This window comes from Xanthobacter luteus (assembly GCF_040049235.1).
Classification (GTDB): Bacteria; Pseudomonadota; Alphaproteobacteria; order Rhizobiales; family Xanthobacteraceae; genus Xanthobacter.
In genome coordinates, this window is record NZ_JBDZDO010000001.1 from 1,407,351 (window position 1) to 1,433,265 (window position 25,915).

At 71.5% G+C, this 25,915-nt stretch carries 24 protein-coding genes; 11 read left to right on the forward strand and 13 right to left on the reverse strand.

The window, feature by feature from the left end; translation table 11 throughout:
* Positions 1-21: 21 nt before the first annotated feature.
* From ABLE88_RS06905 to ABLE88_RS06955, 11 genes are read right to left on the reverse strand one after another with little or no spacing between them, the layout of a single operon-like run.
* Positions 22-1,413 (reverse strand): MmgE/PrpD family protein, encoded by a 1,392-nt coding sequence (locus ABLE88_RS06905; protein WP_348830697.1) that lies wholly within the window; start codon positions 1,411-1,413, stop codon positions 22-24.
* Positions 1,403-3,568, reverse strand: coding sequence for an acetate--CoA ligase family protein (locus ABLE88_RS06910; protein ID WP_348830698.1), 2,166 nt, complete (start codon positions 3,566-3,568; stop codon positions 1,403-1,405). Before ABLE88_RS06910 ends, ABLE88_RS06905 begins: the two co-directional genes overlap by 11 nt.
* Entirely contained in the window at positions 3,565-4,734 is a 1,170-nt protein-coding gene (locus ABLE88_RS06915) for an acyl-CoA dehydrogenase family protein (RefSeq protein WP_348830699.1), read from the reverse strand. Before ABLE88_RS06915 ends, ABLE88_RS06910 begins: the two co-directional genes overlap by 4 nt.
* Positions 4,735-4,743: 9 nt before the next feature.
* Positions 4,744-5,907, reverse strand: a complete 1,164-nt coding sequence (locus ABLE88_RS06920) for a CaiB/BaiF CoA transferase family protein (protein ID WP_348830700.1) — start codon at positions 5,905-5,907, stop codon at positions 4,744-4,746.
* 3 nt (positions 5,908-5,910) lie between these two features.
* A complete protein-coding gene (locus ABLE88_RS06925; RefSeq protein ID WP_348830701.1) occupies positions 5,911-6,696 on the reverse strand; it encodes an enoyl-CoA hydratase/isomerase family protein in 786 nt (261 codons plus the stop codon).
* On the reverse strand, positions 6,693-7,532 hold the full coding sequence (locus ABLE88_RS06930; RefSeq protein ID WP_348830702.1) for an alpha/beta fold hydrolase: 840 nt from the start codon (positions 7,530-7,532) through the stop codon (positions 6,693-6,695). Before ABLE88_RS06930 ends, ABLE88_RS06925 begins: the two co-directional genes overlap by 4 nt.
* Positions 7,529-8,263 (reverse strand): ABC transporter ATP-binding protein, encoded by a 735-nt coding sequence (locus ABLE88_RS06935; protein ID WP_348830703.1) that lies wholly within the window; start codon positions 8,261-8,263, stop codon positions 7,529-7,531. The genes ABLE88_RS06930 and ABLE88_RS06935 overlap by 4 nt, the downstream gene beginning before the upstream one ends.
* Positions 8,256-9,008, reverse strand: a complete 753-nt coding sequence (locus tag ABLE88_RS06940) for an ABC transporter ATP-binding protein (RefSeq protein WP_348831106.1) — start codon at positions 9,006-9,008, stop codon at positions 8,256-8,258. Before ABLE88_RS06940 ends, ABLE88_RS06935 begins: the two co-directional genes overlap by 8 nt.
* A 5-nt stretch (positions 9,009-9,013) precedes the next feature.
* On the reverse strand, positions 9,014-10,000 hold the full coding sequence (locus ABLE88_RS06945; protein ID WP_348830704.1) for a branched-chain amino acid ABC transporter permease: 987 nt from the start codon (positions 9,998-10,000) through the stop codon (positions 9,014-9,016).
* A gap of 3 nt (positions 10,001-10,003) precedes the next feature.
* Positions 10,004-10,879: a branched-chain amino acid ABC transporter permease gene (locus tag ABLE88_RS06950; RefSeq protein WP_348830705.1), complete on the reverse strand. Its 876-nt coding sequence runs from the start codon at positions 10,877-10,879 to the stop codon at positions 10,004-10,006.
* Positions 10,880-10,937: 58 nt separating this feature from the next.
* Positions 10,938-12,155, reverse strand: a complete 1,218-nt coding sequence (locus ABLE88_RS06955) for an ABC transporter substrate-binding protein (RefSeq protein WP_348830706.1) — start codon at positions 12,153-12,155, stop codon at positions 10,938-10,940.
* Between the two features lie 116 nt (positions 12,156-12,271).
* On the opposite strand from ABLE88_RS06955, the gene ABLE88_RS06960 reads away from it, so the two are divergent.
* From ABLE88_RS06960 to ABLE88_RS06985, 6 genes are all read left to right on the forward strand, one after another.
* On the forward strand, positions 12,272-13,066 hold the full coding sequence (locus ABLE88_RS06960; RefSeq protein ID WP_348830707.1) for an enoyl-CoA hydratase-related protein: 795 nt from the start codon (positions 12,272-12,274) through the stop codon (positions 13,064-13,066).
* Positions 13,066-13,842, forward strand: a complete 777-nt coding sequence (locus tag ABLE88_RS06965; protein ID WP_348830708.1) for an SDR family NAD(P)-dependent oxidoreductase — start codon at positions 13,066-13,068, stop codon at positions 13,840-13,842. Before ABLE88_RS06960 ends, ABLE88_RS06965 begins: the two co-directional genes overlap by 1 nt.
* Positions 13,843-13,890: 48 nt before the next feature.
* Complete coding sequence (locus tag ABLE88_RS06970) at positions 13,891-15,069, forward strand: acyl-CoA dehydrogenase family protein (RefSeq protein ID WP_348830709.1); 1,179 nt, start codon at positions 13,891-13,893, stop codon at positions 15,067-15,069.
* A gap of 55 nt (positions 15,070-15,124) precedes the next feature.
* Positions 15,125-16,036 carry an IclR family transcriptional regulator gene (locus tag ABLE88_RS06975; protein WP_348830710.1) on the forward strand — a complete coding sequence of 304 codons (912 nt, stop codon included), beginning with the start codon at positions 15,125-15,127 and terminating at the stop codon, positions 16,034-16,036.
* A 250-nt stretch (positions 16,037-16,286) separates the two neighbouring features.
* A complete protein-coding gene (locus tag ABLE88_RS06980; protein WP_348830711.1) occupies positions 16,287-18,467 on the forward strand; it encodes a protein-disulfide reductase DsbD family protein in 2,181 nt (726 codons plus the stop codon).
* Positions 18,468-18,485: 18 nt separating this feature from the next.
* The gene (locus ABLE88_RS06985; protein ID WP_348830712.1) at positions 18,486-19,154 is read left to right on the forward strand and encodes a redoxin domain-containing protein; all 669 of its coding nucleotides are present in this window, start codon (positions 18,486-18,488) and stop codon (positions 19,152-19,154) included.
* Positions 19,155-19,227: 73 nt separating this feature from the next.
* On the opposite strand, the gene ABLE88_RS06990 is transcribed toward ABLE88_RS06985, so the two are convergent.
* Together ABLE88_RS06990 and ABLE88_RS06995 are read right to left on the reverse strand one after the other, a co-directional pair.
* Positions 19,228-20,229: an HAD family hydrolase gene (locus ABLE88_RS06990; protein WP_348830713.1), complete on the reverse strand. Its 1,002-nt coding sequence runs from the start codon at positions 20,227-20,229 to the stop codon at positions 19,228-19,230.
* Positions 20,230-20,436: 207 nt separating this feature from the next.
* Complete coding sequence (locus ABLE88_RS06995) at positions 20,437-21,312, reverse strand: bifunctional helix-turn-helix transcriptional regulator/GNAT family N-acetyltransferase (protein WP_348830714.1); 876 nt, start codon at positions 21,310-21,312, stop codon at positions 20,437-20,439.
* A 366-nt stretch (positions 21,313-21,678) separates the two neighbouring features.
* Here ABLE88_RS06995 and rpsF point away from each other — a divergent pair, with 366 nt between their 5' ends.
* From rpsF to ABLE88_RS07020, 5 genes are all read left to right on the forward strand, one after another.
* Positions 21,679-22,146 (forward strand): 30S ribosomal protein S6, encoded by a 468-nt coding sequence (gene rpsF, locus ABLE88_RS07000; protein WP_348830715.1) that lies wholly within the window; start codon positions 21,679-21,681, stop codon positions 22,144-22,146.
* Entirely contained in the window at positions 22,146-22,406 is a 261-nt protein-coding gene (gene rpsR, locus ABLE88_RS07005; protein ID WP_348830716.1) for a 30S ribosomal protein S18, read from the forward strand. The genes rpsF and rpsR overlap by 1 nt, the downstream gene beginning before the upstream one ends.
* A 162-nt stretch (positions 22,407-22,568) precedes the next feature.
* Entirely contained in the window at positions 22,569-23,528 is a 960-nt protein-coding gene (locus ABLE88_RS07010; RefSeq protein ID WP_348830717.1) for a DUF2232 domain-containing protein, read from the forward strand.
* 38 nt (positions 23,529-23,566) lie between these two features.
* On the forward strand, positions 23,567-24,148 hold the full coding sequence (gene rplI, locus ABLE88_RS07015) for a 50S ribosomal protein L9 (RefSeq protein WP_348830718.1): 582 nt from the start codon (positions 23,567-23,569) through the stop codon (positions 24,146-24,148).
* 454 nt (positions 24,149-24,602) lie between these two features.
* Positions 24,603-25,868: a cyclopropane fatty acid synthase gene (locus ABLE88_RS07020; protein WP_348830719.1), complete on the forward strand. Its 1,266-nt coding sequence runs from the start codon at positions 24,603-24,605 to the stop codon at positions 25,866-25,868.
* Positions 25,869-25,915: the final 47 nt, after the last annotated feature.

Here is a 25,915-nt window from a genome sequence, read left to right on the forward strand (position 1 = left end):
CTTGCAGATCTTTTTTGGGGTTCAGCTTCCCGTGCGTTCCAGCCCGTGGGAGGCACCGAGCAGCGCGTCGACGTCCTCGAGGGTGGCAAGGCCGGCGACCTGCGCGCGCAGCCGCGCCGCCGCGCGGGCGCCGAGCACCGGCGCGGCCAGCGCGTCGAACTTGGCGAACAGGGCGTCGTCCGAGAGCGGATGGCGGGCCGAGCCCAGCGGCTCGTCCACATAGCGCTCATGGGCGCTGCCGGCCTTGGTGCGCACGGTGACGCGCGCCGACCTGAGGCGCGGATATTCCGCCTCGCAGTCCGCATCGACGCCGACCTGGACCCGCGCCGCGAGGTCCGCGATGGCGGGATCGGACAGGTTCGCCGCGTCGAAGGCGGCGATGTCCACCTGCGCCTTGCGGGCGGCGAGCGCCACGCAGAAGCGGTAGTTCATCTGCGCCGCGGCCATGTCCTGCCAGCCGCCATGCGCGTGGCCGGCGGCGATGGCATAGGTGCCGATCTCGACGGCGGCGATGTCGTCCGCGCCGATGCCGTCTTCGGCCAGGGCCGCGCGCACCGCGTCCATGCCCGGATGCAGGTGACGGCAGCAGGCATAGGGCTTGATGTAGCAGCGTGTCACGTTGAGGCCAGCGCCGAGCCCGGCCACCAGCTTCTGCGGGTCCGCTTGGCCGCTGAAGGCCTGGAGGAAGCCGTCCTCGATCTCCAGGATGCCCACGGGGCCGGTCATGCCGTTGCGCGCGAGCAGGGCGGCATAAAGGCCCTCGCGCGCGGCGAAGCCCGGATGCAGGCGCTTGATCTCGCCGCCGCCGTGCAGGAAGGCGAACAGGCCGGCCGCGGAACTGGCGGCGATGCCGAGCGCGTGCGCGGTGCGCGCCGCGTCGAGCCCGAGCACGGAGGAGGCCGCCGCCGCCGCGCCCAGCACGCCGGTGATGGAGGTGTTGTGGAAGCCGCGCCGGCGCGAGGCGGGGTGCACCGTCTCGGCGACCCGCGTCACCACCTCGTAGCCCACCGCGATGGCGGCGGCGGCGCGCGCGCCGCTCACCTTGCCGCCCCAGGCGGCACCGAGCACGGCCGGGATGACCGGCGCGCCGGGATGGACCGAGCCGGCGCGGTAGCCGTCGTCCACCTCCAGCCCGTGGGCGCTCGCGCCCATCAGATAGGCGGCGGCGAGGCGGTTCCAGCGTCCCTCCATGCCGGGCACCGGCATGGGGCCGTCCGAGCCCACCTCGGCGAGGGTGCGCGCGGCGATGCGCGCGGGCGATCCCTGCGATCCGGCGACCGCCGCGCCCAAGGTATCGAGCAGATGGCGGCCGACCGCCCGGCGCGCGGCGGCGTCGAGGTCGGAAAAGCCGAGCCCGGCGCAGAATTCGGCGAGCCGCCGGGTGATGTCGCCGCGCGCGGCCTCAGTGCGCATCCCCGCCTCCCTTCACGATCAGCGCGTCGAGGGCGACCACGCCCTCGCCCTCCCCGCGCACCAGAACCGGGTTTGCCTCCGCCTCCGATACGTCGAGGGCGGCGAGCCGCGAGAAGCCGGCGACCGCCGCGGCCAGCGCGTCGAGATCGCCGCGCGGCAGGCCGCGATAGCCGCGCAGCGGCGCGAAGGCCTTCACCTCGGCGATCATGGCGCGGGCCGATGCCTCGTCCACCGGCGCCATGCGCACGCTCACGTCGCGATAGATCTCGGCGAGCACGCCGCCGGCGCCGAGCGTCACCACGGGACCCACCGCCGGGTCGCGGCGGAAGCCGACCAGCGCTTCGCCGAGGCCGCGCAGCATGGGCTGCACCTGGATGCCGAGCAGCCGCGCGCCGGGCGCATGCCGCGCAGCGCCGGCGAGGATGCGCCGGCAGGCGTCCTTCAGCGCGCCGGACGAGGCGATGGCGAGCACCACCCCGTCCGCCTCGGTCTTGTGGGCGATGTCGGGCGACAGGATCTTGGCGACCACCGGATAGATGAGGTCGTCGAGCGCGAGGCGCTCGATGGCGCCGGCATCGGCGGGCAGCACCCGCCCGGGCGCCACCGGCATGCCGAGGGCGGCGAAGACGCGCGCCGCCGCCTCCGCGTCGAGCGCGGGACCTTGGGCGGCGGCCAGTGCGGCCGCCGCGGCCGCAGGCGCCGACCCCGGAAGCAGGGCCCGCGGGGCACGCCAGTCGAAGAAGGCGCGCACCGCGTCTGCGCACGATTCCGGCGTGCGGAAGGCGGCGACGCCCGCCTGCGCCAGGAGGCCGAGCGAGGTGGCCGCGTGGGGCGTGAGGAAGGCCGCCACCGGCGTGTCGGGATTGTCCCGCGTCGCCGAGACGATGGGCAGCACCGCGCGGTCCGGGCGGAACTGGGAGGACGAGCCCACCACCGAGACCACGAGGTCGCAGTCGTCCGAGGCCATCAGCGCGCTCAGCACCGGGCCGTAGGTCTTCGCGTTGGTGCCGGCGAGCGTGAGATCGACCAGGGGCGCGCGGGCGATGGCGATGCCCTGCGCGACGAGGCTGTCGACGCAGGCCTGGGACGGCGGGGCGATGACGATGCCGTGGCGCGACAGCGCGTCGACCACCAGCGTGCCGCCGCCGCCGGTGGTGGTGACCACCGAGACGCGCCGGCCCGGCGCCGGGCGGTGGCCCTTCACCAGCGGCGCGACCTCTAGGAACGAATCCATGGACTCGACCCGCACCACGCCGATGTCGGCGAGGAAGGCGTCGATGGCCGCCCCGCTGCCCACCAGAGCGCCGGTGTGGGAGGCGGCGAGCGTCTCGCCCACCTCCGAGCGGCCGACGCGGAAGGCGATCACCGGCTTGCCGGCCGCGAACGCCCGGCGCGCAGTGGCGGCGAGGCCGACCGGATCACGCACCGTCTCGAGGAACAGAAGGATGGCGTCGGTGCCGGGGTCGTCCACCAGCAGGTCGCCGGTCTCGGCGACGCCGAGGTCGGCCTCGTTGCCCACCGAAATCATCTTGGAAAAGCCGATGCCGCGCTCGATGCCGCGCGAGAGCACGGCGCCGATCAGGCTGCCGCTCTGGGACACGAGGCTGTAGCGGCCCGGCCTCAGCTCCGGCAGCGAGAGGATCTCGTTGGCCGAGAGCGCCACGTGATCGGGCAGGTTGATGATGCCGAGGCTGTTGGGGCCGAGCAGGCGCAGGCCCGCCGCGCGCGCCATCGCCACCAGCTCGTCCTGGCGCCGGCGGCCGGGCTCGCCGCTCTCGGCGAAGCCGTTGCTGAGGATGGTGGCGCAGCGCACCCCGGCGCGGCAGCAGTCGGCGACCGCGTCCCGCACCGCCTCGGTGGGCAGCATGATGAAGGCGTGGTCCACCGGCCGGCCGATGTCGGCGAGGCGGGGAAAGGCGCGCTCGCCGAACACCTGGTCGCGATGGGCGTTGATGGGGAAGATCTCGCCGCCATAGCCGTGGCGCCGCAGATACTGGTGCGGCAGCGAGGCGTGCTTGTTCTGGTCGCCCGAGGCGCCCACCAGCGCGATGCTGCGCGGGCGGAACAGAGCGTCGGCCAGCGCGGGCGCGGCCGCCGCCACGGCCGGCGCAGGAGCGGGCGCCGCGGCGGGCGCGGCGATGGGGGCGGCGCTCATACGGCCTCCTTCGCCCGGCTGTCCGCGCGCTGCGGGAAGCTGCGGTCGAACACGTGCTCCGCCACGCGGTTGAGCAGGATCTCGATGGCGCCGCCGGCGATCATCCAGCCGCGGGTGCGGCGGAAGCAGTATTCCACCAGCGAGTCCTGGCTGTAGCCGGCCCCGCCCATCACCTGCATGGCCTCGTTGGCGACGTTGAAGCCGGCGCGGTTGCAGGCGATCTTGGCGATCGCCGTCTCCTCGGCCGAGGGAAAGCCGCGGTCGGCGCTGGCGGCGGCGCGATAGAGCAGCAGCTGGGCCGCGTCGAGCTGGATCTTCATCTCCGCGAACTTCCACTGCAGGCCCTGGAACTCGGCGAGCGCGCGGCCGAACTGGCGTCGGGTGAGGGCATGCTCGCGCGCCACCTCGAAGGCGTAGCGGCCGAGCGCGAGCGCGCGCGAGGAATTGCCGATGCGCTCCACGTTGAAGCCGGCGATCTGCTTCTTGAAGCCGCCGGGCCCGAGCAGCACGTTCTCGGGCGGGATGTAGACGTTGTCGAAGAACAGCGGGTTCCACTCCTCGCCCGACAGGAACGGCACCTGTCCGCCGAAGGTGAAGCCCTCCATGCCGCGCTCCACCAGCACCGAGCCGATATTGCCCGTGCCCGGCCCGAAGCGGACATAGACCAGGAACACGGTGGCGTGGGTGCCGTGGGTGGTGAAGATCTTGGAGCCGTTGAGGCGGAAGCCCTTGCCGTCGGGCGTCATCGAAGCCTGGAGCTCGGTGACGGCCGAGCCCGCGCCGGGCTCGGTCATGGCCACCGAGATCAGGCCCTGGCCGGCGAACAGCGGCTTCAGATAGCGCTCGCGCTGCTCGAGGCTCGCATATTGGGCGAGCACCCGGATGGCGCCGAAATTGCCGGCCTGCACCACGTCGGCGGAGCGCGGGCAGGCGCGCGCCACCTCCTGGATGGCGATGACCGCGTCCATCAGCGTGCCGCCGATGCCGCCATTCTCCTCGCTGGCGGTGATGCCGATGAGGCCCTGGCCCGCCATCAGCGCGGCGACGTCCCAGGGATAGGCGTTGGCGTGGGCGCGCGCCAGCGCGCCGGCCGCCAGGTGCCGTTCGGCGAACGCGCGCACGGCGTCGCGGAAGAGGGTCTGTTCCTCGGTGAGGCTGAAATCCATGGCCGTGTCCTAGACCGCGCGCGAGGAGGCGCGGATGCATGAGGCAAGCGGCGCGTCCTCGGCGTCGCCGATGGTCGGGGCGTGGCGGCGGGCGGCGCGCACGAGGCCGGCGCCGCGCAGTCCGCTGCGCAGGGTGTAGGTGGTGCCCTCGGTCGGGTGCTCCACGGTCTCGACCACGCCGCGGCTCGCCGCATGCGCGCTCGCCACCGCCTCGTCCGGGGTGAGCACCGGCATCACCGGCAGCGCATGGGCGACCATCAAAGCGCCGATCTCGTCGCGGTCGTGGGCAAGGCAGAATTCGCCGATGGCGGCGCGGAACAGCTCGGCGCGCGGCCCGTGGTTGGAGAGCCGGTCGGTGGGCGTCTCGTCGGCGAAGGCGAGGTCGTGCCGGCCGATCACGGCGCAGAAGCGCCGCCAGATCTTGGCCTCCAGCAGGCAGACGGCGACCCGCCTGCGGTCGCGGGTCGGATAGGTGGTGTAGCGCGGGCTGCCGCCGAACACCTCCATCGCCGGGGTGCCGGTGCCCCCCGCGAGGCGGCCGAGGGCGCTCGCCAGGGCGATGTTGCCCATGCCCATCAGGGCGTCGAACATGGCGACGTCGAGGAACGCGCCCTGCCCGTCCCGGTCGCGGTTGCGCAGCGCGCCGAGGATGCCGATCACCGCCATCGCCGCGGCGGAATAGTCGCCGGCCTGGAAATAGGGCGCCGCGTCCGCGGTCTGGGCGAGCAGGCCGGTGCTCGCCTGGATCGCGAGGTCGTGCCCGGCGATCTCGGAGAGCGCGCCGTCGTGGCCGAAGCCGGTGATGCTGCAATAGATGAGCCGCGGGTTGAGGGTGCGCGCCCGCTCGTAGTGCACGTCGAGCTTCTCCGCGCCGCCGCGCCCGAAGCTCTCCACCAGCACGTCCGCCTCGCCGATCAGCCGGTGCGCCGCGGCCCGGCCCTCGGGAGTGGTGAGGTCCACGGCGAGCGAGCGCTTGCCGCCGTTCACGGAGCAGAAATAGACGCTCTCGTTTGCGTAGAGCGGGGCGTTGTGGCGGCTCGGATCGCCGTCCGGCCGCTCGACCTTCACCACCTCGGCGCCGAGGTCGGCGAGCATCTGCGCGCACCAGGGGCCGGGCAGAAGCCGGCTGAAGTCCGCCACCTTGATGCCGGTAAGAGGAAGCACCTCGGCCATGGCTCAGGCTCCGGTGAAGGTGGCGGGCCGCTTCTCGAGGAAGGCGGTGATGCCCTCCTGCTTGTCGCGGGTGCCGTAGACGGTGGTGACGAGGAAGGTCTCGAACTCGATCGCCGAGGCGAGGTCCATCTGCATTCCGCGATGCACCGCGCGCTTGACGAAGGCGAGGCTCAGCGGGGCGCGGGTGGCGTAGAGCGCGGCCATCTCCAGCGCCTTGTCCAAGGCGCCGCCGCGCGCGGTGACGCGGTTGACGAGGCCGATGCGCAGCGCCTCGGCGGCGTCGATCGGCTCGGCGGCGAACAGCATGTCGAGGGCGTTGGACGGGCCCACCACGCGCGGCAGGCGCTGGGTGCCGCCGGCGCCGGCCACTGTGCCGATGCGGGCGCTGGTGATGGCGAAGCTCGCCCCCTCTCCCGCCACCCTGAGGTCGGCGGCGAGCGCGAGCTCGAGCCCGCCGGTCATGCAGAAGCCCTCGATGGCGGCGATCACGGGCTTCGCGGAATTCTCGAGCGCGGCGTTCAGCGCGTGCCACTGCTTGAAGTAGCGGGTGCCGTCGGTGGCGGTCTTGATCTTCACCGCCTCGGTGAGGTCGGCGCCGGCGGAGAAATAGTCGGCGCCGCCATAGAGAATGATGGCGCGGGCCGCGGCATCGTCCTCGGCCGCCTCGGTGGCGGCGATGATCTCGGCCATCATCTTTAGGCTGACGGCGTTGCGTCGCTCGGGGCGGGCGAGATGGAAGATCAGCGCCGGCCCCCGGCGCTCCACGCGAATGGTCTCGAAGCTGCTCATGAAGGCACCCGGTTGGAAAAAGCCTGGTCGTGAAAGGTCTCGATCGGCGCGCAGACCGCCTGCGGCGCCTCGTACTGCACCCAGTGGCCGGCGCCCGGCACGAGGTGGACCTCGGCGTCGGGCCGCACCGCGCGCACCACGCCGGCGCGGTGGGCGACCGAGGGCACGCACAATTGGTCCTTCTCGCCCCAGATCGCCTGCAGCGGGCAGGCGACGCGCACGAGGTCGGCCACCAGGCGGTCGGCGAGGCTGATGGTGCGGCTGTCGAAGCGCTGGCGGGCGATGTTGGCGCTGTGGAGGTCGACCGCCGGATCGTCCGCCTCGGGGATGCGCGACATCATGAAGGCGCCGAGATTGCGCGCCACGGCGGCGCGATGGCCTGCGGGGTCCACGCTCGCGGCGGGGGTGGGCACCATGTCGAGCTTGCGCCCCTCGGGCGCGCCGAAGCCGCCCGGCCCGATGAGCGTCAGCCCCGTCACCGCGCCCGGCGGCAGGCGCCCCGCGAGCGCGGCGGCGAGCGTGCCGCCGAAGCTGAAGCCCACGAGGCCGAACGGTCCCTCGTGCGCCATGGCGGCGGCAAGGTCCCGCGCGAGGTTCGCGATATAGGCCTCGGGTTCGCGCGCGGGCGGCCGCGGCGCGTCGCCATAGCCGGGCAGATCGAGCGCGACCACCGCGAAGCGCTGGGCGAAATGGTCGATGTTGGCGGTCCAGTGGGTGAACGATCCGGCGCCGCCGTGCAGCAGCACCAGCGGCCGGCCGGCGCCGAAGCGGCGCACGGCGAGCGCGCCGACGATGGTCGGCGCCGGAGCGGCGGACGGGCGCAGCGGCGCGTTCATGCGGCGTCCGCCTCGAGCGGCTTGCCGAGATAGGATTCGATCACCGCCGGGTGCTCCACCACCTCGGCCGGCGCGCCCTCGAACAGCTTCTGGCCGAAATTGAGCACCACCACGCGCTGGCTCAGCTCCATGATGACCTCCACCAGATGCTCGATCATGACGATGGTGACGCCGGCGGCGTGGATGCGGCGCAGCACCTCCATGAGGTCGCCCACCTCGCCGCGGGTCACGCCGCCCATCACCTCGTCGAGCAGCAAAAGGCGCGGGCTGGTGGCGAGCGCGCGGGCGAGCTCCAGCTTCTTCTTCTCGCCCAGGGTCAGCGCGCCGGCCGGCAGATGGCGCTTGGCGGAAAGCCCGGTCAGCTCCATGGGCTGCTGCGCCGCCTGGCGCGCGACCTTCAGGCTGTTGGTGCGGGCGCCGGAGAACAGCGCCCCGGTCATGACGTTGTCCTCCACCGACATCTCGGCGAACGGACGCACCACCTGGAAGGTGCGCCCCACGCCGCGATGGGAGATGCGGTAGGGCGGCAGGCCGACGATGGAGCGCCCCTCGAACAGCACGTCGCCCGAAGTGGGCCGCATGTAGCCGGTGACGAGGTTCATCAGCGTGGTCTTGCCGGCGCCGTTGGGGCCGATCACGCCCACGAACTCGCCCTGGCCGACGGTGAGGTCGACCTCGCTCACCGCCTTGAGGCCGCCGAACGATTTGCACAGATTGCGCACCTCAAGCATCGAGAGCCTCCCCCTTGCGGGCGGACTTGTCACGGGCGGACTTGCCGCCGATGAACGCGTCGCGCAATTCCGGCGACTGGCGCAGCGCCGCGGCATCGCCGGAATAGACGATCCGCCCGGCCGCCATCACGTAGCCGCGCCCGGCGACGCTGAGCGCCGCATGGGTGTTCTGCTCCACCAGGAGGATGGAGATGTTGGTTGCGGCGATGGTGCGGATCGCCCCGAACACGGCCTGCACCACCAGCGGGGCGAGGCCGAGCGAGGGCTCGTCCAGCAGCAGCATGCGCGGGTTGGACATCAGCGCCCGGCCGAGCGCGAGCATTTGCTGCTCACCGCCGGACATGAGGCCGGCGCTCTGGGTGCGCCGCTCGGCGAGGCGCGGGAACAGCGCATAGACCTCGTCGAGCTTGCGCGCCCTGTGGGCGCGGGCGTTGCGGTTGAACGAGCCGAGATAGAGGTTCTCCTCCACCGTGAGGTTGGGGAACACCTTGCGCCCCTCGGGCGACAGCGCGAGCCCCGCCTTCACGCGCTCGTGGGAGGGCAGAGCGAGCAGGTCCGCGCCGTCGTAGCGCACGCGGCCCTCGCTCGCCGGAACGAGGCCGGAGAGCACGCCCATGGTGGTGGTCTTGCCGACGCCGTTGGCGCCGAGCAGGCACACCACCTCGCCCGCGCCGACGTCGAAGTCGAGGCCCTGAAGCACCTCGGAATCGCCGTAGCCGGCATGCAGGCCGCTGACCTGGAGCAGCGCGCTCATGGCTTGGCTCCCCGCACGGAGGCCAGCGGCAGCGGCGGCGCCGGGCGCGCGGTCCTGCGGCCGGCGCGGCCCTGGATCAGCCCGATCAGGCCCTTGGGCAGGAACAGGATGCACACCACCAGGATCAGGCCGAACGTGAGCTGGCTGATGCCCTCCATGGTGCCGAGCCAGATGCGCGTGCCCTCCGACAAAGCGACGATCGCCACCGCCCCGATCACCGGCCCGGCAATGGTGTGGATGCCGCCGAGGATGGGCGCGATCTGGGACAGGATGGTGTTGTGCAGAGTGAAGGCGACGTCGGGGTCGAGATAGCCGCCATACCAGGCGTTGATCGCCCCCGCCCCGGAGGCCATGGCGCCGGAGATCGCGACCACGATCAGCCGCTGGCGGCGCGGGGCGATGCCGAGCATCTGCGCCGCCGCCTCGTTGTCGCGCATGGCGCGGGAGGCGAACTGGAGCTTGGAGCCGGCGACCACGGTCGCCACCACCACGCTGCCGACCGCCGCGAGCGCGGCGAAGAGATAGAGCGTGTGCTGGCTCGGGCGCAGCTCCTGCTTCAGGAACAGGCCCACCGCGCCGCCGGTCACCTCCGGCAGCATCAGGGCGCAGATGCGCAGCCCCTCCGACAGCGCCAAGGTGACGATGGCGAAGAAGATGCCCTTCAGCGTGCCGGTGACGAGGGCGAGCAACGCCCCCATCGCCGCGCCCATCAGCAGAGCCAGCGCGAAGGTGACGACCACCGAGCCGCCGAGGCCGTTGGCGGCCAGCACCGCGGTGTAGCTGCCGACGCCCCAGAAGGCGGAGTGGCCGAGCGAGACCAGGCCCGCATTGGCCATCAGGTTCCAGCTCGTCGCCAGGATCACCAGGGTCGAGATGCGGAACAGCCAGTTGTTGATCTGCGGCTCGTCCCAGAAGCTGGAGGCGACCAGGAGCGCGGCCGCCACCAGCCCGAGGCCGACCATGAAATGGGAGGATCGGATCATGGGTCAGTCCGCCACGGCTTGCCCGATGATGCCGCGCGGGCGCAGCACCAGGACCAGGAACAGGGTGAGGAAGGCCACCGCCTCGGCCCAGCCGGTGCCGTTCGGCACGTAGTAGCTGACCGCGGTCTCGGCGAAGGCGAGCAGGAACGCGCCCATCACGGCGCCGACGATGCTGCCGAGCCCGCCCAAAACGATGATGGCGAAGCCCTTGACGAGGATGTGGAAGCCCATGAAGGGCGAGACCGCGCCGAGGAAGCTCAGGATCACGCCGGTGGCGACGCCCAGCGCCACCGAGAGCCCGAACGCCAAGGCGTACATCTGGTTGACGTTGATGCCCATGAGCACCGCCGCCTCGTGCTGCTCGGCGAGCGCGCGGGTGGCGCGGCCGAACTCCGTGCGCTTCAGCCAGAAGAACAGCGCCAGCACCAGAGCGAGCGCGACGCCGAAGCCGATCAGCCGGCCGCCGGAGACCACCACGTCGCCGAACTCGAACGAGGAATAGGCATAGGCCGGCACCACCGAGCGCTCGTCCGCGCTCCAGACCACGAGGGCGATGTTCTGCAGCACCAGGCCGATGCCGAAGGTGAGCAGGATCTGGTTGACGTGCGGCGCCTTCAGCACCGGCGCGATGGCGACCCGGAACAGCAGCATGCCGAGGAGGCAGCCCGCCACCATGAGCACCGGCATGGCGAGGAGCGGGTCGACGCCGAGGGCGGCGAAGATCGTGAACGCCCCGTAGGCGCCCAGCATCACCGCCTCGCCGTGCGCGAAGTTGATGACCCGCGTGACGCCGAAGCTCAAGGCGAGCCCGATCACCATCAGCGTGTAGATGCCGCCGAGCAGCAGCGCGTCGACGATGAGTTGGGGAATGAAATCCATCAGCTGGCCTCCGCTCGCGGCGGCCGGGGCGCGGGGCCGCCGGCCGCCGGAACCGCCCTCAGTAGGTCACGGCCTTGATCTTCCCGGTCTCCGGGCCGGGCGGGAACAGCATCACGTTCTTGCCGTTCTCGCGCTGGAACACGACCATGTCGGTGAAGGCCTGCTGCTTGGTGCCGGAAGGGGTGGATACGAACTTGGCGCGCCCGAGCAGGGTGTTCGGGATGTCCATCTTGCGCAGCTCCGCTGCGACCTTCTCCTTGTCGTCACCGCCGGCGCGCTCGATGGCGAGGAACAGCAGCATGGCCGAGACATAGCAGCCGGCATCCTCGAAATCGGGCTCCTGGCCGTACTTCTTGACGAACATCGCCTCCCACTCGCTGCTCGGCGGGAACAGCTTGGGGAATTCCTTGTTGCCCGGCCGGTCCAGGCCCGGCAGGTAGGTGGTCACGCCCACCCAGCCCTCCTGGGCGGCGCCGACCGCCTTCTGCCACTCGTCGAGCTGCGTCGCCGCGGTGCCGATCAGATACGGCACCGGCAGCTTGCGGGTGTAGATCTGCTTGGCGAGGGTGACGGCGTCGGTGGTCTGCACCAGGCCGAGCAGCACGTCCGGCTTCACCCGCGCGATCTTGGTGAGCAGCGGGTTCATGTCCGCCGCGTTGGTACGCACGATCTCCTCGAGGACGATCTCGAAGCCGGCGTCCGTCAGGTACTTCTTGGCGTAGGGCTGGTGGGTGCGGCCGTAATTGTCGTCGGTATAGATCATCGCCACCTTCTGCCCTGCGGGCAGCTGCTTCTTCAGCGCGGCGGCGATGCTCTCATGATAGTTGTAGGCGTAAGGGAAGGTGTGGAAGAATTCCAAGTCTCCGCCGATCTCTTCTTCGAGCTTGGTGCTGGAGGAGCCGGGCACGATCCAGATCGGCTTGCCCTGGCGCCAGGCGGGGATCGCCGCGGCGACCGTCGGGCTGCCGATCGGGCCGATGATGTAGTTCACCTTCTCCTTGCTCACGAGCTCGTTGAACACCGAGATGGTGGCCTGGGATTCCGACTGGATGTCGCGCACCAGGAGCTCGATCTTCTTGCCGGCGACCTTGCCGCCATAGACCTCGGTGGCGAATTCCACGCCGCGCTTGCCGGAGGCGCCATAGGCGACGAAGCGCCCGCTGAGCTCCATCGGCACGCCGATCTTGATGGTTTCCTGAGCGATGGCGGGGGCGGCGGCGAGCGTGGTCGCCAGGGCCAGAATGGGCAGGACTCCGCCCGAGGACAGACGATGCATGCGTGTCTCCCTTAGCGCCGATCTTTGGTTGCTCGTCGGCATGCCCGGGAGTATAGATTTTTGAAACCGGATCCGTCTAGCGGAATCTAAGGATCAAAAAAGGCAGGGAGAAGCAGGTGCCCTACGAGGACGTTCTCTATGAGCAGCAAGGCGGAATCGCCCGCATCACCATCGATCGCCCCGAGGTCCGCAACGCGGTGCGCCCGCGGACCTACGAGGAATTGACCGACGCCATGGCGCGGGCCGCGGACGACCCGGAAGTGGGCGTCGTGGTGCTCTCGGGGACGGGCGAGAAGGCGTTCTGCGCCGGCGGCGACATCCGCGACCAGTCGAAGCGCGTGCCGCCGGTGGGACGCAAGCACATGCGCCGCCTGTTCAACCTGTCCACCGTGATGCGCATGATGGACAAGCCCATCATCGCCAAGGTGCGCGGCTTCTGCGTCGGCGGCGGCAACGAGATCAACCTGTTCTGCGACATGACGGTGGCGAGCGAGGACGCCAAGTTCGGCCAGACCGGCCCGCGCGTCGGCTCGATCCCGATCTGGGGCGCCTGCCAGTTGCTCGCGCGCTATGTGGGCGAGCGCAAGGCGCGCGAGATGGTGTTCACCTGCCGCCTGTATTCGGCGCAGGAGGCGCTCGCCATGGGCCTCATCAACCAGGTGGTGCCGGGCGAGGCGCTCGACGCGACGGTGGACGCCTTGTGCTCCGACATCCTCGACAAGAGCCCGCAGAGCATCCGCATCGCCAAGCTCGCCCTCAATGCCGGCTCCGACCGCGACTTCTATTCGGCCTTCTTCCCGAGCGCGGAGATGCTCGCCTCGATCTACGGCAATGAGGAGAATCTCGAAGGCATCTCCGCTTTCCTCGAGAAGCGCCCGGCGAACTTCCGCCGCTTCCGGAAGGCGATCTGATGACGACGGAACGCTTCAAGGACCGCGTCGCGCTCATCACCGGCGGGGCGCGCGGCATCGGCTTCGCCGCCGCCGAGCGCATCGCCGCCGAAGGCGGCCGCCTCGCCCTGGCCGACATCGACGCCAAGGCGGCCGAGGCCGCCGCCGCCAAGCTGCCCGGCGCCATCGGCATCGGCTGCGACATCACCCAGGCGGAGGACGTCGCCGCCATGGTGGCGAAAGCGGAGGCGGCGCTCGGCCCGCTCTCCATCTTCGTCAACAGCGCGGCGGTGCTCGACGACAAGCTGTTCCTGGACTCCACGCCGGCCGACTGGAAAAGGATGCTCGGCGTGTGCCTCGACGGGCCCATGCTCGGCCTGCACGCGGTGCTGCCGGGCATGGTGGCGCGCGGCTATGGGCGCGTGGTGTGCCTCGCCTCCGATTCGGCGCGCATCGGCCAGGCGCGCCTGTCCTATTATGCGGCGGCGAAGGCGGGGGTGATCGCGCTCGTCAAGTCGGTCGCCCAGGAGGTGGGCGGCAAGGGTGTGACCCTCAACGTGGTCTCGCCCGGCGCCACCAACACGCCGCTGCGCCAGGCGCGCGAGGCGCAGATGCTGGAGCAGATGGGCGAGGAGAAATATGCCCGCCGGCAGAAGAGCGTGCTCAAGCTGTACCCCACGGGGCGGATCGGCGAGCCTGACGACATCGGCGCCGCCATCGCCTTCCTCGCCAGCGACGAGGCGGGCTGGATCACCGGCCAGGTGCTGAGCGTGAACGGCGGCTTCGTGATGCCGTAAGCCTCCACAAGAACACTGCGGGATGAAGCGTTCAAGGATCATCGGACCATGGATTTCAAGCTCAGCGAGGAGCAGGAGCTGCTCCAGGACCAGGTGCGCCGCATGGTGCGCGCCGAGATCGAGCCGCGGCTCGCCGCCAACGCCCCGGACAGGCCGCTGCCCAAGGCGGTGATGCTGGAGATTTTCGCCGCCCTCGCCCGCATGGGCCTCACCGCCCCGCGCCTGCCGGCCGCCGCCGGCGGCGGCGAGATGCGCATGCTCGACTACGGCCTGTGCTTCGAGCAGCTGCCGCCGGTGATCGCGATCGCGCTGATCTCCCACGAATGCACCATCGCCCGGCTCCATGCGGAGGGCGGCGCCGAGCACGCGGCGCACGTGCTGCCGGAGCTGATCGCCGGTCGGAAGATCGGCTGCACCGGGTCCACCGAGCCCAATACCGGCTCCGACCCGCGCGGCATCGCCACCCGCCTCACGCCGAGCGGCGACGGCTATGTCGTCTCCGGCACCAAGATGTGGATCACCAACGGCACCATCAGCGACCTGATGATCGCCACCTGCATCGCCGGCGGCGGCCGCGGCGGCGGCGTGATGCAGCGGGTGCTGATCGAGCGCGAGGCCTCGCCCTATGAGGCGCGCGAGATCCCGGTGCTGGGGCTCAAGCAGGGCCACCTCTCCGAGGTGGTGCTGGCCGATTGCCGGGTGCCGGCGCGCAACGTGCTCGGCCGGAGTGGCGATGCGGCGCGCATCCTCCAGGGCACCTGGGTCGGCAACCGCCCGCTGCTCGGCCTCAGCGCGGTGCACCTGGCGCAGAAGGCGCTCGACCTCGCGCTCGCTTATGCGGGCGTGCGGCGCCAGTTCGGCGAGGCGATCGGCCGCAAGCAGCTGGTGCAGGGCCGGCTCGCCGACATCGCCACCGCCGTGACCACCAGCCGCCTGCTGTGCTATCGCGCTTTGGCGCTGATCGACGACGGCGGGCAGGCCGACGGCGCCTCGGCGATGGCCAAGCGATACGCCACCACCGCTTGCGCGGAGGCGATTTCTCTGGCCATGCAGGTGCACGGCGCCATGGGCGTCGCGGAGGAGACCGGGCTCGAGCGCCTCTACCGCGACGTGCGCATGCTGCCGATTCCGGACGGCACCAACGAGATCCTCACTTTGATCCTCGGCCGCGAGCTCACCGGGCTCAACGCCCTGAGGCCCGAGGCCCGCCAGCAGGCGGCGGAGTGAGGCGGCGGCGGAGTTGACGGGCTGGAGCGGCGGGGAAGGACGGCAGGGGAACCACATGATCCGAGCGGTTGGACGGGCGCTGGCCATCTTCGATGCGTTCGACGCCCAGCATCAGAGCCTCTCTCTGCAGGAGATCGGTGAGCGCATCGGCATGCCCAAGGCCACCACCTTCCGGCTGGTGAACACCCTGGTGCGCGGCGGCTTCCTGGTGCGGCTCGAGAACCAGCGCTACTGCCTGTCGCTCAAGATCCTGCGCCTTGCCGGCCTGGTGAAGAGCACGCTCGGCATCCGCGAGGCGGCCCGGCCCACCATGGCGGAAGTCTGCCGCCTCACCGGCGAGACGGTGACGCTCAACATCCGCTCCGGGGCGGAACGCATCTGCGTCGACGTGGTGGACACCCCCTCCCCGCTCATGACCATCGTGCGGCCGGGCGAGCATGTGAGCCTGCTCTACGGCGCGACGGCGCGGCTGCTTCTGGCCTATGCGGGGGAGAAGGAGATCGACGCCGTGATCGCCCACGCCCAGGCGCAGGCCAAGGCCCAGGCGAAGGAGCAGGTGGACGCCGAGGCCCTCAAGGCGGCGCTCGCGGAGATCCGGCGGCTCGGCTATTCCTGCACCTCCGGCCAGCGCATTCCCGGCGTGACCGCCATCTCGGTGCCGATCTTCGACATCAATGACGAGGTGCACTATTCGCTGTCGGTCACCGGGCCGAGCGTGCGCATGGATCCGCGCCTCGACGAGTTCAAGCAGATCATGCGCACCGCCGGGGCCTCCATCTCGGCCATGATGGGCACCTCCAAGGTGGCGCCCGTGGCGGCCGAGGACGCGCTCGCGGCGCAGGAGGAGGCGCCGGCGCCGCGCCAGCGGCGGGTCAAGGCGCCCGCCCCCGCTCCGGTCGCCGATGGCGGCAAGACACCCCGCGCGGCGGGCGGGCGCAAGACCGCGAAGCTGACCGCGGAAGGCTGACCGCGCACGGCGGCGCCGCAGCATCGCCTCACGCCATTGTGCATGCACGCGACCCGGCCGTCCCCTTCTGAATCAAACCATTGTAAAGACGATATTTTTTTCGATCGGCGGGCCCTTCCACCGGGCCCGGCGGCGCGCCGCGCGCGACATTGCGCGCTGCGGCGAAGGGGGACTTTCCGTAAGGTTCGCGCCGCACAGCGCGCCGTCGGCGGGCGGCGCGAAGCGGGATGGCTCGGGGAGAGGCGGACCCATGCGGACCGGCGCGAGGCAAGCGGGGCAGTCCCGGGGCCGGGGCCAAGGCGCACCGGCGGGCAGGCGCGCCTTCGCCGGCGCCGGCCTTCTCGCCGCCTTCGTCCTCGCGGCCGCCTGCGGCCCGGCCAAGGCGCAGGAGAGCGCCGCGGTCACGAGCCCGCGCGCCGGCGTCACCCTCGTCGCCGACGCCGCCCAGGTGGTGCCCGGCCAGCAGGTGCGCATCGGCCTGCGCCAGAAGCTCGCGCCCGGCTGGCACACCTATTGGACGAATCCCGGCGATGCCGGCACGCCGCCGGAGATCGCCCTCACTTTGCCCGAGGGCGCAAACGCGGGCGAGATCGCCTGGCCGGGGCCGGACCGCTTCGCCGTCGGGCCGGTGATGAGCTTCGGCTATGCGCGGGAGGTGGTGTTCCCGATCGCCGTGACCGTGCCCGGGCGCCTGCGCCCCGGCGACACGTTCACGGTCGAAGCCGACGCCAGCTGGCTGGTATGCGAGAAGGAGTGCATTCCCGAGGCGGGACGCTTCACCCTCGCTCTGCCGGTGGCGGCGCAGGCGGCGCCACCCGCGCCCGGCATCGCCGCGGCCTTCGCCGCGACGGACGCGCGGCGTCCGATCATCCTCGACTGGCGCGCGCGGCTCGCGGCCGAGGGCGGCAGCATCACGCTCACGGTGGAAGGCGACGGCATCACGCCGGAGCGCATCGCAGACGCCTTCTTCTATCCGCAGGCCTGGGGCGTCATCACCCACGCGGCGCCGCAGGCGCTGGAGGTCACGCCCGGTCGGCTCACCCTGGTCGCCGAGAAGGGCCAGACCTTCGACCCCACGGCGGCCCATGGCGGCCTCATCGCCGTCACCGACCCGGCCGGCGCCACGCGCTGGATCGAGGTCGCCCCCGCCGCCGCCTCGGCAGCCGCAAGGCCCGCCGGGTTCGCCGATCCCGCCGGCGCGGCGGCGGAACGGCTGCCGCTGGCGCGGGCGATCCTGTTCGCCTTCCTGGGCGGGCTCATCCTCAACCTCATGCCGTGCGTGTTCCCGGTGCTCGCCATCAAGGCGACGGCGCTGGCGCGCCTGTCGGGGCAGGACCTGAAGGCGGTGCGGCTCTCGGGCATGTTCTACACCGTCGGCGTGCTCGCGGCCTTCCTGGCGCTGGCCGGCGCGCTGCTCGCCATGCGCGCGGCCGGGGCGGCGGTGGGCTGGGGCTTCCAGTTCCAGTCGCCGGTGTTCGTCGCCGCCACCGCGTGGCTCATGCTCGCCATCGGCCTCAACCTCTCGGGCGTGTTCGAGGTCGGCACCTCGCTCACCGGCGCCGGCCATCACCTCGCCCATGCGCCGAGCCACAAGGGCAGCTTCTTCACCGGGCTCCTCGCCGTGGTGGTGGCGACGCCCTGCACCGCGCCCTTCATGGGGGCGGCCATCGGCTCCGCGCTCGCCGCACCGGTGCCGGTGGCGCTCTGCGTGTTCGCGGCCATGGGCCTCGGGCTCGCCGCGCCGTATGCCCTCATCGCCTTCGCGCCGCGCCTCGCGCGGCTGCTGCCGCGTCCGGGTCTGTGGATGGTGCGCCTGCGCCAGGGGCTCGCTTTCCCCATGTACGCCACCGCCGCCTGGCTGGTCTGGGTTCTGACGCGGCAAGCCGGGGAGCTCGGGGTGATGATCGCGCTCGCGGGCGGCGTCCTGGTGGCGCTCGCCGCCTGGATCTACGGCGTGGCCCAGCACGGGCGCGGGCGCGGCCTCGTGCCGCGCGCTCTGGCGCTCGCGGCGGTGGCGGGGACGATCGCGCTTTTGCCGCAGCTGCGCGCGGCGGCAGCGCCCGGCGCCGCTCCCGAGGCGACGGCGGGCACCGAGCGCTTCTCCGCCGCCCGGCTCGCCGACCTGCGGCGCGAGGGCCGGCCGGTGTTCGTCAACATGACCGCGGCCTGGTGCATCACCTGCCTCGTCAACGAGCGCACCGCGCTTTCCACCGGCGCGGCCAAGGCCGCCTTCAGGGACAAGGGCGTCGTCTATCTCAAGGGCGACTGGACCAACCAGGACCCGGAGATCACCGCCTTCCTGCGCGCCTTCGGGCGCGACGGCCTGCCCTTCTACGCGCTCTACCCCAAAGGCGGCGGCGACCCCGTGGTGCTGCCGCCCGTCCTCACCGAGGCGCGCCTCGTGGAGGCGCTCTCGCGTGCCGCACACTGACCAAACCGGAGACCACGCATGACGACCAGCTCTCCTTCAGACCGTCCGGCCGGCTTCGGCCGCCGCGCTTTCCTGATGGCGGGGGCCGCGACCTTCGCCGCCGGCCCGGCGCTTCTCGCCGCGGCGCCGGCGCTGGCCGCGCCGCAGATCGGCCAGCCGGCCCCCGCCTTCACGGCGCGCGACAGCAACGGCCAGACCCAGAGCCTGTCCGCCCTCAAGGGCAAGGTGGTGGTGCTGGAATGGACCAATCATGACTGCCCGTTCGTGCGCAAGCACTACGGCGCCGGCAACATGCAGAAGCTGCAGGCCGAGGCGAAGAGCCAAGGCGTGGTCTGGCTGACCGTCGCCTCCTCCGCGCCGGGCGAGCAGGGCGCGGTGGACGGCGCCACCGCCAACGGCCTCACCGCCTCCCGCAAGGCGATGCCGGCGGCCGTGCTGCTCGACCCGGACGGCAAGATCGGCCGCGCCTATGGCGCCCAGGTGACGCCGCACATGTACGTCATCGGCAAGGACGGCACGCTGCTCTACATGGGCGGCATCGATTCCATCGCCTCCACCCGCGCCGACGACATCGAGAAGGCGCAGCCATACCTGCGCGACGCCATGCTGGCGGCGGTGAAGGGCGAGCCGGTGAAGACCGCCGTCACCCGGCCCTATGGCTGCACCATCAAGTATATGGGCACCTGAGGCCCCGCGTGGGCGCGCGACCCGGCGCGCCGACCGACCGCAGGGGCGGCCGTGAACGCGGAAGGCGCGGCCGTCACGGCGCCGGCGGGAAGATGGTCTTCCAGTCGGCCTTCATGTCGACCACCGTCCAGTTCTGGGCGGCGGCGGCATCCAGCGCCGTGTCGAGATGGCCGAAGGACGAGGTGCGGTCATAGGCGTATTCGCGGGCGGCATCGGTATGATGGACGATGAGGCCGAAGCGGGCGCCGGCGCCAGCGGTGGTCCATTGCAGCATCTCGAGGTCGCCGTCGGAATTGCCGAAGGCGGCGATCGGACGCTGGCCGATGTGCTGGTTGATGCCGACCGGCTTGCCGGCGCCGTCGTCGATGAAGTTGACGGCCGGCAGCCGCACCAGCGTCGGCGTGCCGTCCACCATCTCGAACTTGGTCTTGATGCTCGAGCCGACCACCTGCGCGGGAAGGATGCCGTAGACCTTCTCCGTCCAGGGCCGCATGAATTCGATGCCGCCACCGGAGACGATGTAGGTGGTGAAGCCGTTCGCGCGCAGATAGGCCAGAAGCTCCAGCATCGGCTGGTAGACGAGATCGGTGTATTTCCTTTTGAAACGCGGGTGCTCGGCGGTGGCGAGCCAGTCGGTGACGATCTTGTGGAACGCGGCCGGCGTCATGCCGGCGTGGGTCACCATCACCAGTTCCGCCAGCCCCTCGGCGCCGGCCGCGGCGAGGGTTTTCAGATCGCCCTCGATGGCCGCCCTCAGGATCGGGGTCCCGCGCCATTCCGGATGCTGCGGCGCCAGCTCCCGCACCCGGTCCAGCGCAAAGGCAAGCTGGGTGTACATGGGCTGCTCGACCCACAGCGTGCCGTCATTGTCGAACACGGCGATCCGCTGGGCGGGCGCAACGAAATCCGTGCTGCCGGGATCGCTGACGCGCTTGACGAAGGCCTGGATCGCCGCCTTCGCCGGCCCCTCGTTCCACGAGGCGAGCGGGTCCGCCGCGGCGCCCGGGGACGACAGGAGGCCGAGGGACGAAACGAGCAGTGCGGCGATGGCCGAGGCGCGCGCGAGAAATCCCATGGCTGTTTCCCCCTTTTTGCTTTCGCGACGGGAAGATGCGGCCCGGGCCGACCCAGCGTCAACGGTCCATGACCGCAGCGCGATGAACACCCCCACCGCGGTACGGCGAGCACGCGATCGGGCGCACGAGCGCGACGCGCGGCGCCCTCGCCAAGGCCGGACGTCGCGCAGCCCTTGCCGGCCCCGCATCGAGGGACGGCGGGATGCTCAAAGATCCTTCTCGAAGAAGGCGTCCGGATAGGGGTCGTCGTTGAAGCGGGCGATCTCGCGCCAGCCGGAGCCGCGATAGAGCGCGAGCGCCTCGGTCAGGGCGTGGTTGGTATCGAGCCGCAGCGTCGTGATGGCAAGGCCGCGCGCCGCCGCCTCGATTTCCGCCATGAGGCGCCGGCCGAGCCCGAGCCCCCGGGCGGCGGGCGCGATCCACAGGCGCTTGACCTCCGCCAGCGCCCCGCCCGAACCCTTCAGGCCGACGCAGCCCACGGGCAAGCCATCCGACATCGCCAGCAGGAACGTGCCCCGCGGGCGCATCATCGCCTGGGCCTCCGGATCGCGCGAGCGCGCCACGTCGAAGCCGGTCGGGAAGCGGCGCGCCAGCTCGGCGTAGTATTCGTTGAGGCACCAGGTGGCGTCCGGCCCGCGCGGATCCGCCTCCTCGATGGGGATGCGCGCCCGCCCGAGCGTCGCGGCGACAAGGTCCATGGCGGCGAGCACCGCCTCCACCTGCGCGGCGCGGGCGAGGAAGGCCTCGGCCTGCGCGTTCGAGAGCGCCTCATAGGCGCGGAACTCGCGCCGGCCGGCGGCGGTGAGCGTGGCGATGCGGCGGCGCGCGTCCTCGGGATGGGCCTCGGTCTCGATCAGCCCCTCCTCCTCGAGGCTCCGCAGCAGCCGGCTCATGAGGCCGGAATCGAGGCCGAGGCGGGCGCGGATCTGGGCCACGTCGGCACAGCCCTGGCCGATGGCGTTCACCACCCGCGCCGCGCCCAAGGGGCGCCCGCGCCCGAGGAACGAGCTGTCGAGCGCCCCCACCTCGGCGGTGACCACACGGTTGAAGCGGCGCACGCGCGCAACGGGATCGGGACGCATATTATCTGACTTAAGTCAGATATCTGGGCAGGTCAATGGCGGAGCAGGCAAGGGCGCGCGCAGCAGGCGGCGGACCGTGCCTCGGGCCGATCCCAGGCGCCGGCGGCCGGCGCTTTGCCGCCCCTCCGGCCCGCTCCGGCCTTGCCTTTGGCGCGGAACCTGCTATACGCGCCGCTTCCGTCGCACCCGGCCGGGGGCTGAACGGACGCTCTTTCTTTGCCTGAGGCTTGAGCCGCGGGGGGAGGAAGGGAGGGCAGAGCGCCCGCCGTCCCGTGTCCCCGCCTTCCGAGCTTCGCGCCTTTCCGAAAGGGCAAGAAGGGCTTGGCGCCGGTGGGGCGGAGACGAGAAACGAAAGGCAGAGAACACATGCCGCTCTACGAGCACGTGTTCCTCGCGCGCCAGGACGTGACGGCGCAGCAGGTCGAGGAACTCACCACCCGGTTCAAGGGTGTCATCGAGGCGAATGGCGGCTCGGTCGGCAAGACCGAGTATTGGGGCGTGAAGTCCCTCACCTATCGCATCAACAAGAACCGCAAGGCCCACTTCACGCTCATGAACATCACCGCCCCCGCGGCGGCGGTGCAGGAGCTGGAGCGGCAGCAGCGCATCGACGAGGACGTTCTGCGCATCCTCACCTTGCGCGTCGACGAGCACGAGGAAGCCCCCTCGGCCATGCTCCAGAAGCGCGACCGCGACGATCGCGGCGAGCGGGGCGAGCGCGGTGAGCGCGGCTTCGGCGGCGACCGTGGCGAACGCGGCGGGTTCGGTGGACGCGAGGATCGCCCGCGCCGTCCGCGTCCCGCCGAGGAGACCCAGAGCGAGGAGGAAGTCTGATGGCGTTCGCTCAGTCCGGTGGCGCCGGCGGCGGCCAGCGCCGTCCCTTCTTCCGCCGTCGCAAGACCTGCCCGTTCTCCGGCCCCAACGCGCCGAAGATCGACTACAAGGATGTGCGGCTGCTGCAGCGCTACATCTCCGAGCGCGGCAAGATCGTGCCCTCGCGCATCACGGCGGTCTCCGCCAAGAAGCAGCGCGAGCTCGCCGCCTCCATCAAGCGCGCCCGCTTCCTGGGTCTGCTGCCGTTCGTGATCCGCTGAGGATCACGACAAAGGCAACGGATCCGCTGAGGGTCCCGCGCCTCCGGCCCGCCGGGGGCGCATTTAAGATCGAAACGACAGGCCGCAGGGAATGAGCCCTCCGGCTTCAGCTGGGGCGGCCCTGCGCCGCCTCTAACCGCCCTCAAGCGGGACAGCTCGTCCATGGGTCCGCTGATCGTCATCGCCATCGCCGCGGGCGCCGCGTCCGCCCTTCTCGCTGCGGGCGTCGCGGCGGGATCGCTCGTGGCCGTGCCGCTGTTCTACCTTGCGCCCCTGCCGGTGATGATCGCCGGCATCGCCTTCTCCCCCTTTGCCGCGCTCGGCGCCGCCATCGTCGCCGCCGGCAGTCTCGGCTTGGTGTTCGGGCGCGCGCTGCTGCTGGCCTATGCCTTGGGCATGGGCGGACCGGCCTTCGCCTTGTCTTATGCCGGCATGCTGGCCCGCGAGGAGCCGGCGGCGCGCGACGGCGTGCTCTGGTTCCCGGTGGGCGGCCTCGTCGCCATGGCGGCCGGGCTCGCGACGCTGGCGGTGCTGGTGGCGCTGTTCTCCATGGCCTGGAGCTTCGAGGCCTATGAGGCCTCGGTGATCGCCGCCTTCGAGGCCCTCGTCGGCGCCCAGGGGCCGCAATCGCCGCTGGCCGGCGGCACCGATCCGGCGGCCATGGGGGCGCTGCTCGCCCGCCTGTTGCCCCCCATGGCCGGCGTGCTGAGCATGGTCTCGCAATTGGTCTGCCTCTATCTCGCGGCCAAGGCGGCGCAGATCTCCCAGCGCCTCACCCGGCCCTGGCCCGATCTGTCGGCATTCCGCCTGCCGTCCGGCACCGCGCTCGCGCTCGCGGCGGCGCTCGCTTTGACCCTGACGCCGGACATGGCGGGCCTCGCCGGCTCGGTGGCCGCGGCGACGCTGATCCTCGCTTATGCCTTGGCGGGTTTCGCCCTCGTCCACGCCCTCACCCGCGGCCACAGCGCCCGCATCCTGGTGCTGAGCGGCGTGTGGTTCACCAGCCTGGTGCTCGGCTGGCCGATCATCGCCATGGCGGTCCTCGGCTTCGTCGACGCCCTGTTCGACCTGCGCGCGCGGCTCGCCACGGCCCAGGGGCCGCCGGCCGCCAACGATCGCTGACAATTCCGAAATATCCGAAGAATCAAGGAGACACGAAAATGGACGTCATTCTTCTCGAGCGCGTCGCCAAGCTCGGCCAGATGGGCGACGTGGTGAAGGTGCGCGACGGCTACGCCCGCAACTTCCTGCTGCCGAACGGCAAGGCCCTGCGCGCCACCAAGGCCAACAAGGACCGCTTCCAGACCATGAAGGTCGAGCTCGAGGCGCACAATCTGGAGCGCCGCAAGGAGGCCGAGGCGGTGGCGGAGAAGCTCGCCGGCCAGAAGGTCACCATGATCCGCCAGGCGGGCGAGAGCGGCCAGCTCTACGGCTCGGTCTCCACCCGCGACATCGCCGAGGGCCTGACCGCCGCCGGCTTCCACGTGGACCGCGCGCAGGTGGTGCTGAACCACCCCATCAAGACGCTCGGCGTCCACACCGTGCCGGTCACCCTCCATCCGGAGGTGGAGGTCACGGTCCAGGTGAACGTCGCCCGCAATCCGGAGGAGGCCGAGCGCCAGGCCCGCGGCGAGGACGTGCGCACCGCGCGCGACGAGGACGCCGAGATCGAGGCCGAGCTCGCCGTGGAGCGGGCCGAGGTGGCCGCGGAGCTCGCGGCCGAGGAAGACGTGGAGAGCTGAGGCCTTCCCTGCCCCCGGCCGAGCCGGCGGGCGATGCGTTCTGGCGGCGCCCCGGTCCCAGGCCGGCGGCGCCGCGCGCGCATCGGGACGGGCACGATGCGCGCGCCCGGGATCCGGCGGGCCGCGGCCCTGCGCGGCGGCGGCGAGGCATGTCCCCAGGCGGGTACCACACCGATCCGGCCCGCATCGCGAGCGCGGGAAAAAGCCGGCGATCTGGACAGGCGACATATTGCCGGCTGCGAAGGTTGATGGTTTCATCACACCCGTTGCGGCCGAACCCGGCGGCCGGACGCTTCCCGAGCCCGCGTGACGCCACGCCGGGCGAAGGCGGGCCCGATGAAACGAGGGCGGTCGGGGTAAGTTTTGAAAAGGCGCCGCCTGCGGGTGGATCCGGCACCGGGCGAGGGAAGGAGACGGAGCGCGCGTCGCAGACGCGCAGGTGTGGAGGCGGCCGATGGAACGGTTGCTGGAGAAGGTTCTGGGCCGCGTGGTCGAGCGCGGCGCCCTTGCGGTCACGTCGGCCTCCGGCCGGCGCTATGTGGTGGGCGAGGCGAGCGCCGGCCCGCCCCGGGTGATGGTGCGTTTCACCACCGCGGCAGCCGAGCGCGGCGCGCTGCTCGATCCCGAGCTCCGGCTGGGCGAGGCCTATATGGACGGCACGCTGGTGCTGGAGAAGGGCGCGCTGGCCGACCTGCTCGACCTGCTGATGTCGCAGCCCCAGGCGGTGAACCCCACCCTGCCGGCGCGCGCGCTCTACCGGATTCGGCTGGCCCTGCGGCGGATCGCGCAGTTCAATCCGCGCGGGCGCTCGCAGCGCAACATCGCCCACCATTACGACATCGACGGGCGGCTCTATTCGCTCTTTCTCGACGCCGACCGGCAATATTCCTGCGCCTATTTCGAGACGCCGGAGCAGCGGCTCGACGATGCCCAGCTGGCCAAGAAACGCCACATCGCCGCCAAGCTGGTGATGGACCGCCCCGACCTGTCGGTGCTCGACATCGGCTCGGGCTGGGGCGGGCTCGGCCTCTATCTCGCGGAGATGACGGGCGCCCAGGTCACCGGCGTCACGCTGTCACGGGAGCAGCTGGAGCTGGCGCGCAACCGGGCGCGCGAACGCGGCCTCGCCGAGCGCGTGGACTTCCGCATGCAGGACTACCGGGACATCCCGGAGCGCTTCGACCGCATCGTCTCGGTGGGCATGTTCGAGCATGTGGGGGTGGACCACTTCGCCACCTTCTTCCGCAAAGCGCGGGCGCTGCTGAAGCCGGACGGGGTGATGCTGCTGCATTCCATCGGCCGTTCGGACCCGCCGGGCGTCACCAACCCCTTCATCGCCAAGTACATCTTCCCCGGCGGCTACATTCCGGCTCTGTCCGAGGTGCTGCCGCACATCGAGCGCGTGGGGCTGGTCGTCACCGACGTGGAGCTGCTGCGCCTGCACTATGCGGAGACGCTGAAGGCCTGGCGGGAGCGATTCCGCGCCCGCTGGGAGGAAGCGGTGCGCCTCACCGACGAGCGCTTCTGCCGGATGTGGGAATTCTACCTCACGGCGAGCGAGATGGCGTTCCGCCACCAGGGGCTCGACGTGTTCCAGATCCAGCTCGCCCGCCGCCAGGAGGCGGTGCCGCTCACCCGCGGCTACATCGCCGAGGCCGAGGCCGCGCTGCGCCGGCGCGAGGCCGAGGTCAGCCCGCCGCTGCGGCTCGCGGGCGAGTAGCGCCAGACCCGCTCCGCGGCGGACGGACGGTCCCCTCCAGGCCGCCC

Coding starts and splice junctions, on each gene's coding strand:
- ABLE88_RS06905 (WP_348830697.1), bottom strand. CDS start 1,413: ATGCGCACTGAGGCCGCGCGCGGCGACATCACCCGGCGGCTCGCCGAA.
- ABLE88_RS06910 (WP_348830698.1), bottom strand. CDS start 3,568: ATGAGCGCCGCCCCCATCGCCGCGCCCGCCGCGGCGCCCGCTCCTGCG.
- ABLE88_RS06915 (WP_348830699.1), bottom strand. CDS start 4,734: ATGGATTTCAGCCTCACCGAGGAACAGACCCTCTTCCGCGACGCCGTG.
- ABLE88_RS06920 (WP_348830700.1), bottom strand. CDS start 5,907: ATGGCCGAGGTGCTTCCTCTTACCGGCATCAAGGTGGCGGACTTCAGC.
- ABLE88_RS06925 (WP_348830701.1), bottom strand. CDS start 6,696: ATGAGCAGCTTCGAGACCATTCGCGTGGAGCGCCGGGGGCCGGCGCTG.
- ABLE88_RS06930 (WP_348830702.1), bottom strand. CDS start 7,532: ATGAACGCGCCGCTGCGCCCGTCCGCCGCTCCGGCGCCGACCATCGTC.
- ABLE88_RS06935 (WP_348830703.1), bottom strand. CDS start 8,263: ATGCTTGAGGTGCGCAATCTGTGCAAATCGTTCGGCGGCCTCAAGGCG.
- ABLE88_RS06945 (WP_348830704.1), bottom strand. CDS start 10,000: ATGATCCGATCCTCCCATTTCATGGTCGGCCTCGGGCTGGTGGCGGCC.
- ABLE88_RS06950 (WP_348830705.1), bottom strand. CDS start 10,879: ATGGATTTCATTCCCCAACTCATCGTCGACGCGCTGCTGCTCGGCGGC.
- ABLE88_RS06955 (WP_348830706.1), bottom strand. CDS start 12,155: ATGCATCGTCTGTCCTCGGGCGGAGTCCTGCCCATTCTGGCCCTGGCG.
- ABLE88_RS06965 (WP_348830708.1), top strand. CDS start 13,066: ATGACGACGGAACGCTTCAAGGACCGCGTCGCGCTCATCACCGGCGGG.
- ABLE88_RS06970 (WP_348830709.1), top strand. CDS start 13,891: ATGGATTTCAAGCTCAGCGAGGAGCAGGAGCTGCTCCAGGACCAGGTG.
- ABLE88_RS06975 (WP_348830710.1), top strand. CDS start 15,125: ATGATCCGAGCGGTTGGACGGGCGCTGGCCATCTTCGATGCGTTCGAC.
- ABLE88_RS06980 (WP_348830711.1), top strand. CDS start 16,287: ATGCGGACCGGCGCGAGGCAAGCGGGGCAGTCCCGGGGCCGGGGCCAA.
- ABLE88_RS06985 (WP_348830712.1), top strand. CDS start 18,486: ATGACGACCAGCTCTCCTTCAGACCGTCCGGCCGGCTTCGGCCGCCGC.
- ABLE88_RS06990 (WP_348830713.1), bottom strand. CDS start 20,229: ATGGGATTTCTCGCGCGCGCCTCGGCCATCGCCGCACTGCTCGTTTCG.
- ABLE88_RS06995 (WP_348830714.1), bottom strand. CDS start 21,312: ATGCGTCCCGATCCCGTTGCGCGCGTGCGCCGCTTCAACCGTGTGGTC.
- rpsF (WP_348830715.1), top strand. CDS start 21,679: ATGCCGCTCTACGAGCACGTGTTCCTCGCGCGCCAGGACGTGACGGCG.
- rpsR (WP_348830716.1), top strand. CDS start 22,146: ATGGCGTTCGCTCAGTCCGGTGGCGCCGGCGGCGGCCAGCGCCGTCCC.
- ABLE88_RS07010 (WP_348830717.1), top strand. CDS start 22,569: ATGGGTCCGCTGATCGTCATCGCCATCGCCGCGGGCGCCGCGTCCGCC.
- rplI (WP_348830718.1), top strand. CDS start 23,567: ATGGACGTCATTCTTCTCGAGCGCGTCGCCAAGCTCGGCCAGATGGGC.
- ABLE88_RS07020 (WP_348830719.1), top strand. CDS start 24,603: ATGGAACGGTTGCTGGAGAAGGTTCTGGGCCGCGTGGTCGAGCGCGGC.